Genomic DNA, 19,312 nt, shown 5'->3' on the forward strand with positions numbered 1-19,312 from the left:
CAGAAAAAAGCCAATAAAAGTAAACAATATCCGATTATCAAAAATGATTTAGGTAATGACGTTCGCCTTAATCTTTGATGTTTACTCGCGCCGTAAATAAGCATGCTACCGATAATTGTTGCTACAAAAGCAGAAATCCCAAACATATTTACCCTGTTGCTTTGATTATTTGGTTGAGGTCATAAAATATACAAATGATAATGTAAATCAAATGCGTTCGCAATTGCGTTTAAGGTTATTTTAATTTAAATTGTCGCCACATCTAGATAACACCTCTTTAATCATCAAGAGTCAGTACGGGGATACTCATGAAACACAGGGCGTTTACGAAAAATGTTATTGCCACAATGTTAGCGAGCATAGGCATGTCAACGGCATACGCGGCAGTAGAAGCAGAGCCAACAGGATCGATCGAAAAAATCACTGTTTATGGTGAAAAAATTGAGCGCAGTTTAAAAGATACAACCTCATCGGTTTCAGTGATTGACAAGGAAGCACTTAATAGCGGTCAGTATCAGTCCGTTTCAAATGCTTTGTCTGAAGTACCCAACGTTGTAGTGATCACAGGATCAGTACCAGATATCCGTGGTGTTTCAGGCAATGGCTCAGCGTCAGGCTTTAATTCATTTACAGGCGGCGCCAGGGCACGCGTTTCCACACTGATTGATGGTGTAGCAGAACCTTTTGTGGCCGATCTCACCGGTGATACTGGCTTATGGGATATTCAACAAATTGAAGTCTTTAGAGGGCCGCAATCAACCATCAATGGGCGTAACAGCATTGGTGGTACTGTATTTATAAAAACAGAAGACCCTACATTCGATTGGCATGGTGCTGCACGTTTAGGTTACCGTAACCAAGATAACTATATTGATAATGCCGTGATGTTATCGGGCCCAATTTTAGACAACGAATTAGCTTTTAGAATCAGTGGACAAAATGTCACTGGCGAGACATACAATAAAGGTTTGGTATACGACACTAACCCCGCCACTTTCGACCAAAATGAGCTCATTACCAATCGTTGGCGCGGTAAAGTTCTATGGCAACCGAGCGAGATTGAAGATCTAAAAGTGATGTATAGCTTCTCGTACAATGATGAGAAAGGAGACTCAGGTCGTAACTATTTTTCAGGTAATGATCCTTGGGCCTATAGCCCTATCTTCCAACGTTATATTGAAACCAAATCAACCACACATTCAGTTAAAGTTGACTACAACCTGGGTGAAGGTAAGGCGTTCGATTTAGTTGTCGCCTACATGGATTACGACTGGGGATCTGAATCTTATGAGCCGATAGTCACTGCGCAGCAATATGTCGATATGAAGGATCAAAGCTACACCATCGATGGCAAATACAGTTTTGGCTTAAATGACCGTGATTTTAATGGTTTTGTTGGCCTATCTTATTTTGAACGTAGCCAAGATTTCGACAGTACAGGCAGTACAATTTATAACGGCGACGACAGTAGTAAATCCACATCTATTTATGGCGAGATCACCTATGGTTTGGCCGACTCACTTTGGGTCACTTTAGGTGGCAGAGTGATGCGCGATGAACAGGAACGTAATTTTTTGATGCAATATAGAGGCAGTCAATTAAATGAAAACCTCGATGAGGCCACCACGGTTACCCTGCCGAAGTTAGTCCTGCAGTACGCCATCACGGGCAACACAACCTTAGCCGCCAGCGCCCGTCGCGGCTATAACGCTGGTGGTGGAGCATTGTCACTAGCAGAGAGTGAATACTATTACTACGATGAAGAATTTGTTGATACCTACGAACTCAGTTCTCGCAGTGAATTTTTAGACGGCAATATCAACCTTAGTGCCAACCTTTTCTATAACGACTTCGATGGTTACCAAGCATCCAATCAAGCGCGTAAAATTACCAATGTGGATAAAGCTGTCACCTATGGTATTGAGGCTGCGCTGACCGCAATGCTTGGTAATAACTGGCAATTAATCACTGGTGTGGGTTTGCTAGATAGCGAAATAAAAAAGGTAGATCCTAGCTATGGGGATATCATCGGCAATCAACTGAATTCAGCACCACATGTCACAGCTAATTTAGGTGTTAAGTATTGGCTTAATGATGAATTCACCTTCGGCCTATCAGGCAACTACGTCGGTGAATACTTCGCAGACATAAATAACACAGAAGACAGAGTCGCCGGTGACTACGTTGTCACTCGCTTTAGTGTCGATTATCAGACTGATAACTGGCGTGTGAGTGGTTTCGTCAATAACCTATTTGACGAACAAGCAATGACGGTAAACGAACCTCCAAGCCAAAGCTATATAGATGGTTATGCTGCAATTATCGACCCTAGGAATATTGGTATATCTGTGATGTATAACTTTTAATAATCATATAGATAAAAAACGGCGCCTTTACTGGGCGCCGTTTAACATTAAGACCTTCAATTAAACATTTAGAAATTCATGGTGAGCTTAGTATAAATGTAGCGTCCCATTGGGTTATGTACTGAAATCACATAGCCGTAAAGGTCAGTATCACCATCACCAATGGCAAATGGTGGCTCTTCGTCAAAGACGTTGTTCACACCCAAAGTGAGCTTGAACATGTCATTGAAGCGATAAGTACCTGACATATCCACCAACAATTGCGCATCAATAGTACGCGACTTATTGCTTTCAAAATCGAGTACACCATCAAAATCGATATCGGGAGTATCTTCAAACTCACCGATATAGCTTAGATTAATGTTGGCGCTAAAGTTGTCCATAGTCCAGTTAGTGGTGAGTAACCAACGATGTTGAGGAAACTTATATTCGCCAGTGTAATCTAGGCCGTCTTTTTCGAAGTTATGTAAGTAACTGTACTCTAGACCGAATTTTAAATCGCCATAGCTATCTAGCTCAAAACCATAATGGCTAGATACGTCCATGCCTTGTACATCTTGAGAGCTTAAGTTAACAAAGCTTGAATGGATGATACTAATCGGACCTAGCGTTTGCCCCGCCTGCGGTGTTAAACGCTCACACACAGTGCTACTTTGATCATTACAATTTGCAGTATAGATATCGCCTAATGGTTGTTTATCAATCTTGTTATCTTGCGTAATACTAAAGATATCAAAACCCACATCAAACTTCTGGCTTGGCGCCCAGATCATCCCAACGTTCCACGTCTCTGACTCTTCAGCATCAAGATCTGAGTTGCCTTCAAATTCAGTGTTGTAATCTAAAGCCTCACAATCCACATTATCGGCAGCACAGCGGTAAGTATCGATAAAGAAACTACTTTCACGAGATGGCCCAAGGCCAATTTGTGCTAAAGATGGCGCACGAAACCCCGTAGACCAAGAAGCGCGAGCCGTTAACTCATCGGTCACGCCCCATTGGAAAGCCACTTTAGGGTTAGTCGTTGAACCAAAATCACTGTAATGGTCATATCGACCCGCAAGCTGCAGTTCGAAGTTATCAGTTATCGGAATAGATAACTCCATATAAGCCGCATATTGTTCACGGGATGCTGCTGCAGAAACCGCCTCAGTACCAAAAATCAATCCACGTTGGAATTGCTCATCCGGCACATCGCTCACATCTTCTTCGCGATATTCAGCTCCGGCCGCCATCATAATGTCGCGACCACCGAGGGTAAACGCTTGACCAGAGATATTAGCCGCATAAGACGTCATATTCGACAGGCCTTGGCGCACTAAGCTAGTCGTAATGGCGTCAATCACTTCTGGTGAGTTAATTGCACCACCAAATGGATTATAACGACCGGCATCAATTTCACGTTGTAAGTAATCGGTTCTTACCCAACCTTGGCTGCGATCACCCGTTTGAGTTGACTCACTACGACCTTTTTGAACAGAAGCTTCCCAATCCCACTCCTTTACTACACCGCGTAAACCCGCGACTAAACGTAAGCTGTCAGATTCGATATCCCAACGTCGCGCGCCCGCATCAACGGTACGAAAACGGCCGATTTCAATATCTTTGCCCCAAGGGTTATTTGGGTGACTACCGGGAACCGTTAATCCAGCATCTTCATCAAGAGGCGTTGGTGCACCGCCCGCTTCTGAAGTATTGTGCTGAGCAGCGACTTCAAGAAAGGCTGTTAAATCATCATTGAAATGGTAATCAAATTGACCAATAGCACCGACGCGTTCAGCAGATGGGATCACCAAGTTATACGAGCCATATTCAAATAAACAACTACCGCTCGCTGTTGCACTATCAGCAGGACAAGCAGGATCGATGGTTTTCACCCCATCTACATAGAAATAACCAGGGAAACCACGGGAAGATCTAAAGTCCTCACCCCCATAAGGTGATTGGTTTGAAACCCCAAAACGGCCTAAGTCAGTTGCAGCCAAAGTATCATTTTTGAAATAGTCGAGAATAATCGATGCATTGCCTTTTTCAGACTTAGTTCCCCACACGACACTCGCGGTTTTTTCGCCATAATCCGTACCAGAGCTATCGCCTAAACCAAGACTAACCTCAATGCCTTCAATGTCTTTTTTGAGGATAATGTTAACCACACCTGCAATAGCATCAGAGCCATAAATAGCCGATGCACCATCCTTAAGAATGTCGATACGTTCGATAGCTGAAACAGGGATATTGTTGATATCAACAAATGAATTAGTGATGCCTTCGGCAAAAGCACTCGCCGCAACACGGCGGCCGTTAATCAACACTAAAGTCGCATCAGGGCCTAAGCCGCGTAAACTAATGGATGCACCGCCGTTAGCGGTAGAATCTTGGCTGTTTCCTCGGGTAGAAAAAGCACCAGCACCGTTAGCAGGCATACGTTCGAGTAGTTGCTGTAGGTTATCAAACCCCATATTAGCAATATCGTCTTTGCTGATAGATTGAATCGGTGATGGACCTTCGATATCAGTACGTTTAATACGAGAACCAGTGACTTCAATACGTTCAACTTTTTCAACGCCCTCTGCGGCTTGAACTACTGTAGGGGCTAATGACATAGTAATGGCAACAGCAATAGCGCTAGGTAAAATCTGAGGTCTTTTCATACATATCCCTTGTTTTAATTATTTTATTGAACAAAATTAACTAAAAAATAACTTTAAATTAACAACAAGTAAGATAATGAGTTACAAGATAAAGTCAATCAGATAAAAGTAGAAGTGACACTTTTGTTGCATGTTAAAACAGGACATGTTCGCTACTAACAAACTGAAAAAGAATCCAGAGCCTTTAACTGATATCTGCTCGTAAATCATCATATTTTAATCACTAAAATAAAGAGGCCGTATGCAAGAAAGTATTATTCATCGAGCGGAGTTTGAAGCTAATTTAGGCTGGTATTGGTTGCTGTCTGGGGCCGCTTATTTCACCCTCAGCATAGTCGGTATTCCTTTGTTATTGCTTTGGTTTCCGATAGGGCTATGGGGGACTCGTCGCTATATTGGCAATATGAGTGCCCAGCTCACCAGTAATAAGTTGATTGTACGCCGAGGAATATTAACCCGTACCGAAAATACTGTCCCTTTGGATAAAATTACCGATATGGCATTGATCCAAGGCCCAATTATGCGCCTATTTGGGCTGCATAAACTCACGGTAGAAACCGCAGGGCAATCGGGTACTGGTGCCTTAATAAGCTTAGTTGGCATTGTTGATGCGCCGCAGTTTAGAACCCGCGTACTAGAACAAAAAGAACGTCTTGCTCAGCGCCCACAGGCAGCAAGTTCATCTGTACAGCCTGATGATGCCTTATTACAAAACGTGGTCGAGATGGCTGCAAGCCTAAAACGTATTGAAGCTTTACTCAGTCAGCAATTAAATCGATAATTTAAATACAACGACTTTCAATTCAATGACTTTACCTTTAGTGTTGGCCAATAACTTAGCATGAGTGCGTGGCGCTTATTCCAACTCTAAGATTGATTTTCAACAGGTATTTTTGATAACAATATGACAGAACCCTCGGTAACTTCTCCTTCATCTTCTTGGATAACACACCTGACGCTTGGCATTAAAGCTATGGGTCCTGGTGTTCTTATGGCTGCCGCCGCGATTGGTGCATCCCATTTGGTAGCATCGACTCGGGCGGGCGCCGAATTTGGTTGGCAATTAGCTTGGGTTATTTTAGGGGTTAATTTACTTAAGTACCCCTTCTTTGCCGCTGGTGCACGCTACACCGCTGCTACAGGGGAGAGTTTACTGCACGGCTATCTCAAACAAGGCCGAGGTTACTTACAGCTATTTACTGGACTGAATATCATCGCCGCTGTTGCCAGCACGGCAGGGGTTTGCATGCTAACCGCTGCTATGTTGACCCAATTTATCCCGCTGCCGATTGATTGGTTAGCGCTGTTAGTCTTGTTGAGTTCATTGGCTTTATTGATTTTAGGGCATTATCAATTACTCGATAAACTGACTAAAATCATCATGTTTGTTCTAACGCTTACCACATTAATGGCCGTCGCCTTGGCTTGGGATCACGCTCAACCATTAGCGAGCAATTTTGTTTCTCCCTCGCCTTGGCAATGGGCCCATGTAGGATTTCTGGTCGCCATGATGGGTTGGATGCCAGCGCCAATTGAAGTCAGCGCTTGGAACTCCCTGTGGTTACTGGAAAAACAAAAAAACCAAACCGTAACGAAAGCGCAGGCGTTACTCGACTTTAATTTAGGCTACATTATTACCGGGATCCTCGCTGTCGTGTTCCTGTCTTTAGGTGCCTTAGTGATGCACGGCAGTGGTGAGCACTTTTCAGATTCCGGCGCACAATTTGCCAACCAATTGATTAATCTTTATAGCCAAGTGATGGGTGGTGAGAGCCGCTACCTTATTGGTATTGTCGCATTTTTGTGTATTTTCAGTACAACTGTGACGGTTATTGATGGCTATAGCCGCACCTTAGCTATGGGCTGGCAATTACTCAGTGCAACCAACAGTTCTGAGAAACGTCTCACCGGGATCATGCTCGCCATTAGCGCTTTAGGTTTGTTACTCATCCTTTTCTTTAAAGGCGCACTGCTACCGCTACTTGAGTTTGTTATGATCTTAGCCTTTATGACCACCGTCATTTTTGCTTGGTTAAACTACCGCTTAATGACAAGTAGCCAGCTCCCCCAAGCCGACAGATACGGCGCGAAGATGAAGCTATTGTCTTGGTTTGGCCTGAGTTATTTACTGATTTTTGCTGCACTTTTTGTTTATTGGTACGCTTTTATTAAATAAACCCATTAATTTGGGAGTATAATGGCCGCTCTTAAACCAGACAGCGCAGCCGCGCCAAGAGATGACCATGATTAATAATGATATTTTGCGCCGTTTGCGCTTCGTGTTTGATTTTAGCAATGCAAAAATGATTAAAATTTTTGCTAAAGCTGGAAGAGAAGTGCCTGTCGAAGAGATAATTGATCTTCTACGTAAAGAAGAGGAAGAAGGTTATAAAGCTTGTAACGACACGACCTTATGTCAGTTTTTAGATGGTCTTATCATCGAAAAACGTGGTTTACGTGAAGGGGCTGAAATTCCGGCGCCCGTTGCACGTTTAAATAACAACTTAATCTTCAAAAAGCTTAGAGTTGCCCTCGAAATGCGTGAGGAGGATATTGTTGCGGTATTGACCTTAGCCGAAGTGCAAATGGCAAAATCTGAACTCAGCGCTCTGTTTCGCAATCCAGAACACAAAAACTTTAAAGAGTGTGGCGATCAAATCCTGCGTAACTTTATCCGCGGTTTATCACTCAAGTACCGCGGCGTTTAACGCTAGGCTGTAAGCGGGCGAAATTAATCGCGAGTTTTGAGCATCAAACGCAGCTAAGGCTGCGTTTTTTATATTAAGTTTTACCCAAAAAATAGCGAATCTTCCACCTTCCATCCCATAACGTTTTTCGTTTAAAACAGCCCACTTTTTGATTGCAGCAAAAAAATCATAAATACCTCGCTCATCGGACAACAAAGATCACGTTTCATGATAACCTTACGTGACTTACAGCACGTATCGAACCACTTAAACAATAACTAAAAGGTTACCCATGGACGATAATAAACGCCCCCTCTATCTTCCGTTTGCAGGACCTGCCATTCTTGAAGCCCCGCTGATTAACAAGGGCAGTGCATTTTCTGAAGAAGAGCGTATTTTCTTTAATCTCGAAGGCTTAGTACCCTACGCCATTGAAACGATTGAGGAGCAAGCTTCTCGCGGCTACGATCAATTTAGAAGTTTCAATAACGATCTCGATAAACACATTTATCTACGTAATATTCAAGATACCAACGAAACGCTATTTTATCGTTTAGTACAAAATCATATCAGTGAGATGATGCCAATTATCTACACCCCGACGGTAGGCTTGGCTTGTGAGCGCTTCTCAAAAAACTATCGCCGCAATCGAGGTCTATTCATCTCCTATCCAAACAAAGATAGAATCGATGATATTCTCAATAACTCGACTCGCCAAAAAGTAAAAATTATCGTTGTGACCGACGGTGAACGCATTTTAGGTCTTGGCGATCAAGGAATTGGCGGCATGGGTATTCCGATCGGCAAGCTGTCACTCTATACCAGCTGTGGTGGAATAAGCCCAGCTTACACGCTACCAATTACCTTAGATGTCGGCACAGATAACCAGCAATTGTTAGAAGATCCTATGTATATGGGCTGGCGCCATCCGCGTATCGGCGGCGAAGAGTATGCCGAATTTATCGAAGCCTTTATGCAAGCTGTACATGTTCGTTGGCCAGATACACTGATCCAATTTGAAGACTTTGCCCAAAAAAATGCGATGCCGCTGTTAGAGCGTTATAAAGATCGCTATTGCTGCTTTAACGATGATATTCAAGGTACCGCTGCAGTGGCAGTAGGTTGCTTGCTCGCCGCTTGTAAAGCTGCGGGCACAGAGTTAAATCAGCAGCGTATCGCTTTCCTCGGTGCAGGTAGTGCCGGTTGCGGGATTGCCGAAGCTATCGTGGCGCAAATGGTGTCAGAAGGCATTAGCGATGAACAAGCTCGCACGCAAGTGTGTATGGTTGACCGTTGGGGCTTATTGTTAGACAACATGCCTAACCTATTGCCCTTCCAGCAAAAATTAGCACAAAAATATACAGATATTCAAAACTGGAGCAATTTTAGCGATAACATTTCGTTGCTCGATGTGGTTAACAACATTAAGCCAACTGTCCTTATTGGCGTGTCTGGTGTGCCGGGTCTATTTACCGAAGAAATTATTCGAGCTATGCACAGCCATTGTGCTCGGCCGATTATTTTCCCTATGTCAAACCCCACCAGCCGTGTCGAAGCCACACCCAAAGACATCTTACATTGGACCTCTGGCCAAGCATTAGTGGCGACGGGAAGCCCGTTCGAGCCCGTAGTTGTCGATGGTGAAACCTTTGAAATTGCCCAGTGTAACAATAGTTTTATCTTTCCAGGTATTGGCCTAGGGGTTTTAGCCTCGGGTGCACGCCATGTGTCTGATGCCATGTTAATGGCTTCAAGCCGTGCATTAGCAGAGTGCTCACCACTGGCAATTGACGGTACAGGTCCATTACTGCCTAAACTTGAAGATATCCATGCGGTGAGTAAACACATCGCCTTTGCTGTTGGTAAAGTGGCGATAGAGCAAGGTTTAACACTGCCAATGAGCGATGAGATATTACAGCAATCAATTGAAGGTAATTTCTGGAGTCCTGAATACCGTCGTTACAAACGCACCTCATTCTAATTCTAACCATCAATTTGTTGCAGCTTAAGTCGCAACAAACTGGCTTAGCCAAGAAGCGTTAAAAAAAGCCCCGAGACTGCAAAGTCACGGGGCTTTTTATTTCAAGTTTTAATTTACCATTAAGGTGCCATAACCTGCTTAAAACTATTAAGCATGGAGCGATCGGTACGCGCTTTTTTCAATTTTCGTAAACTTTCTTTGAGCGATTCGTCAGCTAAACGTAGAAAAATACCGTTATATTCTTGCTCTTTAATTTCACCATCGCTATCAGCCTGTTCAGAAATTTCTTGGGCGACACGGCTCAATTGCAACCAAGCATTGGCGATATAAAAACCGTGGAATGCGGCTTGCTCCATCAAATTACGGGCGCTGGCGGGTAAAGACGCCCAAGCTTGAGTAAATTTGCCTTCTCGGTCTTCTAACAATTCGGCGCACAACCCTTGATACGCTGCTAATAAACCTTCAGGCAATTTAGCCATTGGCAGCACTTTGTTGGCGACATTGTAAGAAATCTGCTCGGCAGTTTCTCGGTACGCAGCTGATAATTCACTCATAAAAGTCTCGATTAACCTTAATTAAAAATATACTAAAACTGACCACTAACATACAAACCATATACGCCATTACCTGCAATTGGCGTTAAGGTAATGCCTTCATAGGGTTGAGTGAAATACCAACCCGCAAGTGCGCCAATTGCAGCGCCAGCTAACACATCTTCTAAATAATGTTGGTCGCTCGCCACTCGGGTATAACCGACATAAGATGCGGCAACATAAGCAGGCAAACCATATTGCCAGCCATAACGTTGTTGAATAAACGTCGCGGCCATAAAACTGTCTGAGGTGTGTCCTGATGGAAACGAATCATCACCACTATCGTCAGGGCGGTCTTTACTGACACCATATTTTAGACCTTCAACAATTAATCGGCTTGATACTGCTGCCTGAATTAACTGCCAACTGCCGTCATAACCGTCTTCATAAAATAAGGTTGCACCCATTGCTGTGGCGGGAAGTAATAAATGCAGCACATCGCCTGATGTTTCTAAATCAGAACCTGCCCAGCTCGAGCCACTCACCATTAGCAGTGCAACATAAAGTAATTTTTTCAATGGAGATCCTTTTTAGCATAATATCCAGCGCGCAGTTTATACCTTGATAACTCGCTGAATGCAAAATTGCTTGTATCTAGGTATAAAAATATAAACGAGGGGGCTAATACGGTGCTTATGGCGGTAAAACAACGTAAAAAGCACACCTAATTGAGACCCAAAGAGTAAAGTCGTCGCTAATAACTGAAAAATGCTATCATATTGTCACCTAGCAAAAAGCCCCGCAGCAATCAATCCATGTCGACTTTAGATCCTCCATCCCCAAGTCAATCTTATGCCAGCACCTTGTCGCGCCTCGCGCTACAAATAAAAACCTGGGGGAAAGCGCTCGGATTTGCACAAGTGGGTATTTGCGATACCGACTTAAGCGCTGAAGAAGTTAAGCTACAAACATGGCTAGATAAAGGCTATCACGGTGAAATGGCCTATATGGCAAATCACGGCATGATGCGGGCTAGGCCACAGGAATTGCATCCTGGTACAGTGCGAGTTATATCAGTGCGGATGGATTATTTACCCCCAGAAGCTGGCTTTGCAGCCAATCTCACCGACCCAAATTTAGGCTATATCTCCCGTTATGCCGGTGGCCGCGACTATCATAAATTAATCCGTGCTCGGCTTAAAAAGCTAGGCGACCAAATCAGTGCCGAGCTAGTTGCCCTCGGGTTTGATGCAGCTGATTTTCGTCCCTTTGTCGACTCAGCGCCGGTACTTGAACGCCCGTTAGCCGAAAAAGCAGGTATCGGCTGGACAGGCAAACATTCACTGATCCTCAATCATGATGCCGGCAGCTGGTTTTTTTTAGGTGAACTGCTCATTAACTTACCGCTACCCGTGGATATTCCAATTCAAGAAGGTTGTAATACTTGTGTTGCCTGTATTACATCTTGTCCAACTGGTGCAATTGTAGCGCCTTATGTGGTTGATGGCAGACGCTGTATTTCTTATCTCACCATTGAATTGCAAGGCGCGATCCCCGAAGAATTTAGGCCACTCATGGGCAACCGAATTTATGGCTGTGACGACTGTCAGTTGGTCTGCCCAATCAATCGTCAAGCGCCGCTTACTGTCGAAACTGACTTTCATATTCGTCCCAAGCTAAAACAACCCGACCTACTTAATCTATTTGCTTGGTCCGAGGCCGAGTTTCTTAAACAAACTGAAGGCAGTGCGATTCGCCGAATTGGCCATAAACGTTGGCTGAGAAATATCGCGGTCGCGCTCGGTAATGCGCCCGCAAGTGAAACCATTATTGCGGCATTACACGCTCGCCAAGATAATGAAGAAGTTGATGAAATAGTACGTGAGCATATCGATTGGGCATTGAACGCCCAGCAAGCACGCCTTGCCGATAACGAATTAATCGTGCAGCAAAAAGCCCGCCGAAAAACCGAGCGTATGGTACGTATTATTGAAAAAGGTTTGCCCCGCGACGCCTAAGCCTTATTATTTTGTATTTATCTCGCGCTTAGTCACATGCTATCGAATAGATAATTATCGTTACCAGCCCAAATACTGACATTAAATACTGACCATTCTCAACTCAGATTAATAAATCAATAATGGATGCCAAGGCATCCATTATTGATAGTGAGCAAGCGCATTTTAAGCGAACGTATTAGCCTAAACGACGACGTAACTCCCGCGTTGCAACAACCATGTTTTTTAGTGCAGGTTCAACTTCATCCCAGGTGCGCGTTTTAAGGCCACAATCTGGGTTGACCCATAATTGACGTACTGGTACTTTTTGCGCTGCTTTTTCAATTAATTGCACTATCTCATCCACACTGGGCGTATTGGGTGAGTGGATATCATAAACACCGGGACCGATTTCATTTGGGTAAGCAAAATCTTCAAATGCGTTTAATAGCTCCATTCGTGAGCGCGAAGTCTCAATGGTTATGACGTCAGCATCCATCGCAGCAATAGCGGCAATTGTGTCGTTAAACTCGCTATAACACATATGGGTATGAATTTGAGTTTCGTCAGTCACGCCTGCGGCGCTGAGTTTAAAGGCATTAACCGCCCAATCTAAATAAACCTGCCACTCGCTGTGCTTCAATGGCAGACCTTCACGAAAGGCAGGCTCATCAATTTGAATAATGCCAATACCCGCATTTTGTAAATCCACCACTTCATCACGGATCGCCAACGCCAATTGGGTGGCTATCGCATCACGGCTAATATCTTCACGGGCAAATGACCAATGCAAAATCGTTACCGGCCCAGTTAACATCCCTTTGACAGGCTTATCTGTCAGACTTTGGGCAAACTCAGCCCAATCTACTGTCATCGCTTTGGGACGACTGACATCACCGTAAATCAATGGCGGCTTAACGCAACGCGAGCCATAACTTTGCACCCAACCATTTTTGCTAAAACCGACACCTGTTAATTGCTCTCCAAAGTATTCCACCATATCGTTACGCTCAGCTTCACCATGTACTAGCACATCAATGCCCAGTTTTAATTGGCGATCAATAGTGTCGCGGGTAACTTGTTGTAATTGCTCAGTGTATTGCGCATCGTTTAACTCGCCTTTACGCCAACGGCTACGCAAACCACGAATGGCAGGGGTTTGTGGAAAAGAGCCAATGGTGGTGGTAGGTAATAATGGCAAACGATATTTCTGCTGCTGCACACTTTGGCGCACGCTAAAACCATTCACACGCTCATAATCCGCTGCGGTTAATGCATCAACGCGATCAATAACCTGCTTATCTGCCAATTGTGCTTTAGCTTGGCGACGGGCAATGCAAAATGCGGTGATTTTTTGTGCTTCATCTGAGTTAGGCGCTAATAACAGTTGGCGAATCTTACCCAGCTCTAATAATTTTTGTTTAGCAAATGCCAGTTGTTTACGTAGAACAGGCAGTAACTTGACCTCAACATCTAAATCCACGGGGCTGTGCAGCAATGAACACGAAGTACCAATCCACAGTCGATCACCTAAATCACGGGCCACGGAGCCGATACGTTCTGCAATCAAGTCAATTTCTGCCGCCCATACGTTACGGCCATTAACCACGCCCAACGATAAAATTTGCTCGTTACCTAGTGCATTGGCAAACACCTCGAGTTGTTCGGGTGCCGTGACTAAATCTAAGTGTAAACCCGCAACAGGCAAGGCTGAAACTAAGGTTTGCTGGTGCGCAATACCACCGTAATAACTCGCCAATAGGATGTTAACCTTGGCGGTGCTGAGTGTTTGATAAGCCTCAGTAATCGCCGCTTGCCAGTGAGCATCGAGCTCTAATGCTAGTACAGGCTCATCTAGCTGCACCCACTCGACGCCTTGGGTAGTAAAGCGCGCCAAAATATCAGCATATGTAGTTAATAAATTAGGCAATAAACTTAGTTTGTCGAATTCTGTACCTACCGTTTTTGCCAGATACAAGTAACTGACTGGCCCCAATAATATCGGTTTAGCTTGGTGTCCTTGAGCTTTCGCTTCGTTAACTTCATCAAAAAACTGTTCATAAGCAATACTAAATACTTGGTTTTGCGACAACTCAGGCACTAAATAGTGATAGTTAGTATTAAAGAACTTGGTCATTTCAGATGCTGGAGCATCTGTGCCTGTTGGTGCCCGGCCACGGGCAACACGGAATAAGGTGTCTAAATCCACATTGCCTTCACCACGGTGACGCTCAGGAATCGCATTTAACGTGGCGCTTAAAGTCAGCACTTGATCGTAAAAAGCAAAATCCCCTACAGGCACTTGCTCAATACCCGCCTCACTCTGCCATTGCCAATGAGTGCGACGAAGTTCTGCAGCTACCTCACAAAGTTGAGCTTGCGTGCTTTCTCCGCGCCAATAAGCCTCTAAGGCAAATTTCAGTTCACGACGGCGACCAATACGGGGAAATCCAAGACTATTTAGTTGCATATTCTATTTTCCTTTATTTGAAATGAGCCCTATTCGGCACGCGCACCCACTCGGTTGTGTTCTCTTGGCACTTTAAAATCTGTCTGCCGAGATAAATAACAACAGGCGTCTGGACGTCTAGAAGTTTATTGTGTTAATCTCTATCCCAGCAACCGAATTGATTTCAAGCACAACATGAGCGAAATTCACTTGGAGTGAACATGATCGAACTAAGACACCTGCGCACCTTAATGGCACTAAAGGAAAGTGGCAGCTTGGCGGGCGCGGCCAAAAAACGTTTTGTCACTCAGTCAGCCCTCTCACATCAAATTAAAGAGTTAGAGCTGCGAATTAATTCGCCCATTTTTGTGCGTAAAAGTAAGCCGCTATCATTCACCCAAGAAGGTGCGCGATTATTACATCTGGCCGAAGAAATTTTGCCTAAGGTGTTAGAGACCGAAAGTGATCTAAAGAATGGACTTGAAACCGAAATTAATCAGTTACGAGTCGGCATTGAATGCCACAGCTGTTTTCGCTGGCTAATGCCTGTAATGGAAAAGTTTAGGCAACAACACCCACTAGCAGAGTTAGACTTGTCTAGTCGTCATCTGTTCGATTCGCTTAACGCCCTAGAAATGGGAGAGTTAGATATTGTGCTCACCTCAGATCCTGTGCCTGGGCATTCATTGGCTTATCAGCATTTATTTGATTTTGAAGTGAAATTAGTGGTGGCCAACGATCATCCTTTAGCGAAAGAAGCTTATATCACCCCGAAACAATTGACGCGTTTACCGATTATCAGCTATCCAGTGCCACTGGCCCGTTTAGACATTTACCGTCACTTTTTAGAACCTGCTGGCGTTGAAGCTGGCGAGCAAAAAACCTGTGATTTAACCATGATGTTACTACAACGTATCGCCTGCAAAGACGGTATCGCCGCGTTACCGAACTGGTCGATTAATGAGGCACATGGCTTGAGTTTAACAACGGTAAAACTGGGCGCAGAAGGTTTAAAACGTCCCTTGTTTGGCGCCTATCGCCGCCATAGTAATAATTCTGTATTGATTCAGCAGTGGTTACAGTTAGTGGCAAATGAAGGGTTATCCCGTCAAAACAACGGTAATTAATTCGTTCTACAATAACCAGCCTACAAAATTCAGGCTGGTTATTTGCTTTAAACTCATTATTTAATCAACGCATTATAGGGTTTTCGAGCAAAATAATTACAGCGGATTCATCAGTAAGCCACGAATAGATAATACGCGGCGCAGGATTAAACCTGCTGAATTAGGGTTACCTGTTTGGCGCAGATTGTGCGCAATCATAAACTCTTGGCGTAAATCTTGATCTAAATCGAGTGCCTCAAAGGCCTCTATTGTTAGTGTCTGTTGCTGATTATCAATCACTGATTTAATCGCACTCAACGGGAACGGTTGTTCGGCATTAGCATTTAAATAAGCAAATGCGGTTAATGCGATAATGAGGCCAAACACACTAAATAAGGCTAGTGTTTGTACTTCGTCGGCATCAATGTCAACACCTTCCATATCGACCAAACTGTCTACTGCATCCGTGGCGATATTTTCTGTTAGCTTCCAATAACCATGAACTAACTTTTTATAGGGCTGAGGCAACTCATCGAGGCGTTCTTTGAGATAAAACGCAAAGGCGTAGCGATAGATATTCACCTGACCTAGGCGGATCAGCGCCTCTTTCAACGAACGCGCTTTGTGGTTTTCAACCACCGCCGCCTGCGCCGAATTACTCCGCATTAGCATATGAGCTGACAATGCCGGATCGCTCGAGACAATATCAATCACGTTACGAATATCGCCTTCAGCAAGGATCGCCTTTTTGAGTGGAATTAAAATTCCTCGGCGGCCGATCACTTGTTCTTCATTGGCGATGATAGCGCTAACTTGAGAAAAAACCTGCTGCTCAAGATCTGTCATAAAACACTTTACACCTATTAATTTGCACTGGTATTGGTTCGGTTACAGCGCATACCATACCAAAATACTCATCATTTTAGCTATAGAGAGCGCAGTAATGGCATTAGTGACGCCCATTTTTATTCAAACTCACTAACAACTATAGATAACGACAGTTAATACAAACAACTTAAACAATATTCAAAATTATCGTACTTTAAGATTTATGCATTGAATGGAATGTAAGAATAAAAAAGCCAGACTTAGTCTGGCTTTAAAAAGGATTTATCAAGCTTAGAAACGATAACCCACGGTAAAGCGTACATCACGGCCACGGCCTGAGTAGTAACTATCGCCCCAAGCCCCGCCATAATAACCTGAACTGACATAATCTTTATCAAATAGGTTATCGATGCGCAAACTCGCCAGCCAAGCATCACGGGTATAGTTAAGGGCTAAATTACTCAGTACATAACTGGCTAACTTATCACCTTCATTGCCATTATCGCCTTCGATAAAACGATCGCCGGTATAAATAGCTTCGGCAAATACTTGGAAATGTTCGGCAATATCCATGCTGAGATAACCGCGCCCAGTATGCTCTGCCACCCAAGACAATTGCTTGCCATCGTTTAAACCGTCAGTAAATTCGGCATCGGTATAGTTATATTCTAACCCTAGCTGCAACGCTTGAGTAATCTGCCAATCCCAATCGGCACTCGCGCCATAACGACGTGAAGCATCAGCATTGACGTTAGCACCTTGGAAGCTGCCACCTTCTGGCATTGGCGCACTAGGATCAAACACGATTTCATCTTCTAAATCGAGGCGATATAAGCTAATTCGTAAAGTTTGGCTAGTAAGAGTCCAATCCCAGCCCGCTTCATAGGAGCGACCCGTTTGTGGCTTTAAGCCAAACACATCTTTAGGGGTGTAAGCTTGCTCATCGACCTTAGCAAAACGAAAGTTATCATCGACACGTAAATACAGTCTATGCTCGGCACTAGGACGATAGTTGAGTCCTAGTTCAAAGGCATGGGCATCTTCATCAAGGTCAATACCCAGAGGATAGACTTGACCATCTTTTAATTCATCTTGAATCCAAGCATAACGCCCACCCACCACATAACTTAACGTAGGGCTTAAAGGCACTGTCGCATGCACATAGGCACTCTGTGTCTGCTGCACATTACTACGTTGCATGCTATCAAAATCAGCCTTACCACGACTAATATCTAAACCTGTCACTAAGTTCAGCTCACCTTGCTGCGTAGTATAATTAGCGATCGCTTTAGGGCTAAACATCAGCATTGAGCGGGTATTTTGGCTATTAGCGCCCCAGTTCAACGAAGAAACTAAGGTATCGCTATAATCGACATCCGCCGCAAGCGCCCAGTGTTGAGTCAGTTGGTGCTGATAACCGGTACGTGCCGCGGTGGTCATCTCGTGAATATACTCTTGGGTATTATCAGAATGGCGCGGATCGGCTTTAAATTGTGCCTTGGTGAGTGAGCCTGGGTTTTCACGATCATCATCGTAATAACTGGTTTCAACAAAAAACGAATCGGTGGCAGTTTTATACTGAATACGCCCTAAAATAGAACCGGTTTCGTTAGCATTGTGCTCACGATAATTATCGCCTTGATTGTAGCTGCCCGTTAAAAAGTAGCGCCAATCTTTATTAATGGCACCTGAAATATCACCACGGCCTTCATAGGTATCAAAGCTGCCACCAGACAACTGCATGCTACCACCAGTATTTTCAGGGGATTTAGTAACAATATTGATAACACCACCAACGGCTTGATCGCCATAAAGCACACCAGCACTGCCAGATAATATTTCGATACGTTCCACTTGGTTAAGCGGAATCGCATTGAGGCTTGGCGCTGCAATATCAATATTATTAAGACGGCGACCATCGAGCAAAATCAGGGTATTGTTGACCGCCGTGCTCGCGCTAAAGCCGCGCATAGCAAAGCTAGTGCCGATATTATTATCAGAAAGTTGAATACCACTTTGACCACGCAATACTTCGGTTACGCTCGTTGCGCCACTCATTTCAATGGCCGCGGCATCAATCACATTTACATTAGCGGCAATGTTTAGCGGAGTATTATCAGAGCGACCAATCACGACAACATGCTCGTCGACTTTAGCGGTACTGGTATCGTTAGCTGCCATAGCAGGCACGATAAGTGAAAAACTGCAAAGGCTACTCATTAGCAGCGCGATTTTTGTTGGATTTGTTCCCATTTTACCTTTAACTCCTGCAAGGAAAACGGGGCATTAGCGCCACGATATGCTTCATTCAGTATCAATACTGACATAGGCTATCGCATTTTGAGATCTGCCCACCGAAATCTCAAAAACACCTTTAGGGCCGGTCTCCGGACTTAAGCTAGGTTAATCCATTACGGATTAACGCGAGACTCATCTTTCATACTACGACTATTGAGTCCATCTTAGACTCTTAACTCGCGTACGGCTGTCTCTCACTTTTTACCGTTGCGGGGGCAGTGCCAGAATTTCACAGGCTTCCCGATTATCTCGCAGCCTTAGCAGGCGAGCACCTCAGAAGGTTGACTTAATATTTAAGCTGGGGTTAAAAGCAGAATGTCGTTGCTGGTAACCTTTTTTTATTAAATATACTGCTATTTAGCAGTAATCGCGCGCATTATAGACGTCTATATGGATAAAAGTCCATTAATCCACAT

General features: G+C 44.1%; 13 protein-coding genes and 1 riboswitch. Of the genes, 7 read left to right on the top strand and 6 right to left on the bottom strand.

Annotated elements, in window-relative coordinates; genetic code table 11:
* Positions 1 to 308 precede the first annotated feature (308 nt).
* Entirely contained in the window at positions 309 to 2,366 is a 2,058-nt protein-coding gene (locus C9I43_RS12915) for a TonB-dependent receptor (protein ID WP_107883701.1), read from the top strand.
* A 68-nt stretch (positions 2,367 to 2,434) separates the two neighbouring features.
* On the opposite strand, the gene C9I43_RS12920 is transcribed toward C9I43_RS12915, so the two are convergent.
* Entirely contained in the window at positions 2,435 to 5,017 is a 2,583-nt protein-coding gene (locus C9I43_RS12920) for a TonB-dependent receptor (RefSeq protein ID WP_107883702.1), read from the bottom strand.
* 241 nt (positions 5,018 to 5,258) lie between these two features.
* On the opposite strand from C9I43_RS12920, the gene C9I43_RS12925 reads away from it, so the two are divergent.
* The 4 genes from C9I43_RS12925 (at position 5,259) to C9I43_RS12945 (ending at position 9,685) form a co-directional block, all read left to right on the top strand.
* The gene (locus C9I43_RS12925) at positions 5,259 to 5,798 is read left to right on the top strand and encodes a PH domain-containing protein (protein WP_076497877.1); all 540 of its coding nucleotides are present in this window, start codon (positions 5,259 to 5,261) and stop codon (positions 5,796 to 5,798) included.
* A 123-nt stretch (positions 5,799 to 5,921) separates the two neighbouring features.
* Positions 5,922 to 7,193, top strand: a complete 1,272-nt coding sequence (locus tag C9I43_RS12930; protein WP_107883703.1) for an Nramp family divalent metal transporter — start codon at positions 5,922 to 5,924, stop codon at positions 7,191 to 7,193.
* Between the two features lie 61 nt (positions 7,194 to 7,254).
* A complete protein-coding gene (locus C9I43_RS12935; protein WP_107883704.1) occupies positions 7,255 to 7,725 on the top strand; it encodes a YehS family protein in 471 nt (156 codons plus the stop codon).
* Positions 7,726 to 7,996: 271 nt separating this feature from the next.
* Complete coding sequence (locus tag C9I43_RS12945; protein ID WP_076497883.1) at positions 7,997 to 9,685, top strand: NAD-dependent malic enzyme; 1,689 nt, start codon at positions 7,997 to 7,999, stop codon at positions 9,683 to 9,685.
* 119 nt (positions 9,686 to 9,804) lie between these two features.
* On the opposite strand, the gene C9I43_RS12950 is transcribed toward C9I43_RS12945, so the two are convergent.
* Together C9I43_RS12950 and C9I43_RS12955 are read right to left on the bottom strand one after the other, a co-directional pair.
* Positions 9,805 to 10,239, bottom strand: coding sequence for a DUF3069 domain-containing protein (locus C9I43_RS12950; RefSeq protein WP_076497885.1), 435 nt, complete (start codon positions 10,237 to 10,239; stop codon positions 9,805 to 9,807).
* Between the two features lie 32 nt (positions 10,240 to 10,271).
* Complete coding sequence (locus C9I43_RS12955; RefSeq protein WP_076497887.1) at positions 10,272 to 10,796, bottom strand: phosphatase PAP2 family protein; 525 nt, start codon at positions 10,794 to 10,796, stop codon at positions 10,272 to 10,274.
* Positions 10,797 to 11,033: 237 nt separating this feature from the next.
* Here C9I43_RS12955 and queG point away from each other — a divergent pair, with 237 nt between their 5' ends.
* A complete protein-coding gene (gene queG, locus C9I43_RS12960; RefSeq protein WP_107884164.1) occupies positions 11,034 to 12,236 on the top strand; it encodes a tRNA epoxyqueuosine(34) reductase QueG in 1,203 nt (400 codons plus the stop codon).
* A gap of 178 nt (positions 12,237 to 12,414) precedes the next feature.
* Here queG and metE read toward each other — a convergent pair whose 3' ends face one another.
* Entirely contained in the window at positions 12,415 to 14,685 is a 2,271-nt protein-coding gene (gene metE / locus C9I43_RS12965; RefSeq protein ID WP_107883706.1) for a 5-methyltetrahydropteroyltriglutamate--homocysteine S-methyltransferase, read from the bottom strand.
* A 200-nt stretch (positions 14,686 to 14,885) separates the two neighbouring features.
* Here metE and C9I43_RS12970 point away from each other — a divergent pair, with 200 nt between their 5' ends.
* Positions 14,886 to 15,791 carry a LysR family transcriptional regulator gene (locus C9I43_RS12970; protein ID WP_076497893.1) on the top strand — a complete coding sequence of 302 codons (906 nt, stop codon included), beginning with the start codon at positions 14,886 to 14,888 and terminating at the stop codon, positions 15,789 to 15,791.
* A gap of 96 nt (positions 15,792 to 15,887) precedes the next feature.
* On the opposite strand, the gene C9I43_RS12975 is transcribed toward C9I43_RS12970, so the two are convergent.
* The gene (locus tag C9I43_RS12975; RefSeq protein ID WP_076497895.1) at positions 15,888 to 16,616 is read right to left on the bottom strand and encodes an HDOD domain-containing protein; all 729 of its coding nucleotides are present in this window, start codon (positions 16,614 to 16,616) and stop codon (positions 15,888 to 15,890) included.
* 273 nt (positions 16,617 to 16,889) lie between these two features.
* Positions 16,890 to 18,851 carry a TonB-dependent receptor gene (locus C9I43_RS12980; protein WP_107883707.1) on the bottom strand — a complete coding sequence of 654 codons (1,962 nt, stop codon included), beginning with the start codon at positions 18,849 to 18,851 and terminating at the stop codon, positions 16,890 to 16,892.
* Between the two features lie 108 nt (positions 18,852 to 18,959).
* Positions 18,960 to 19,187, bottom strand: a riboswitch (cobalamin riboswitch).
* Positions 19,188 to 19,312: the final 125 nt, after the last annotated feature.

The sequence above is a fragment of the Shewanella morhuae genome (assembly GCF_003028295.1).
GTDB lineage: Bacteria > Pseudomonadota > Gammaproteobacteria > Enterobacterales > Shewanellaceae > Shewanella > Shewanella morhuae.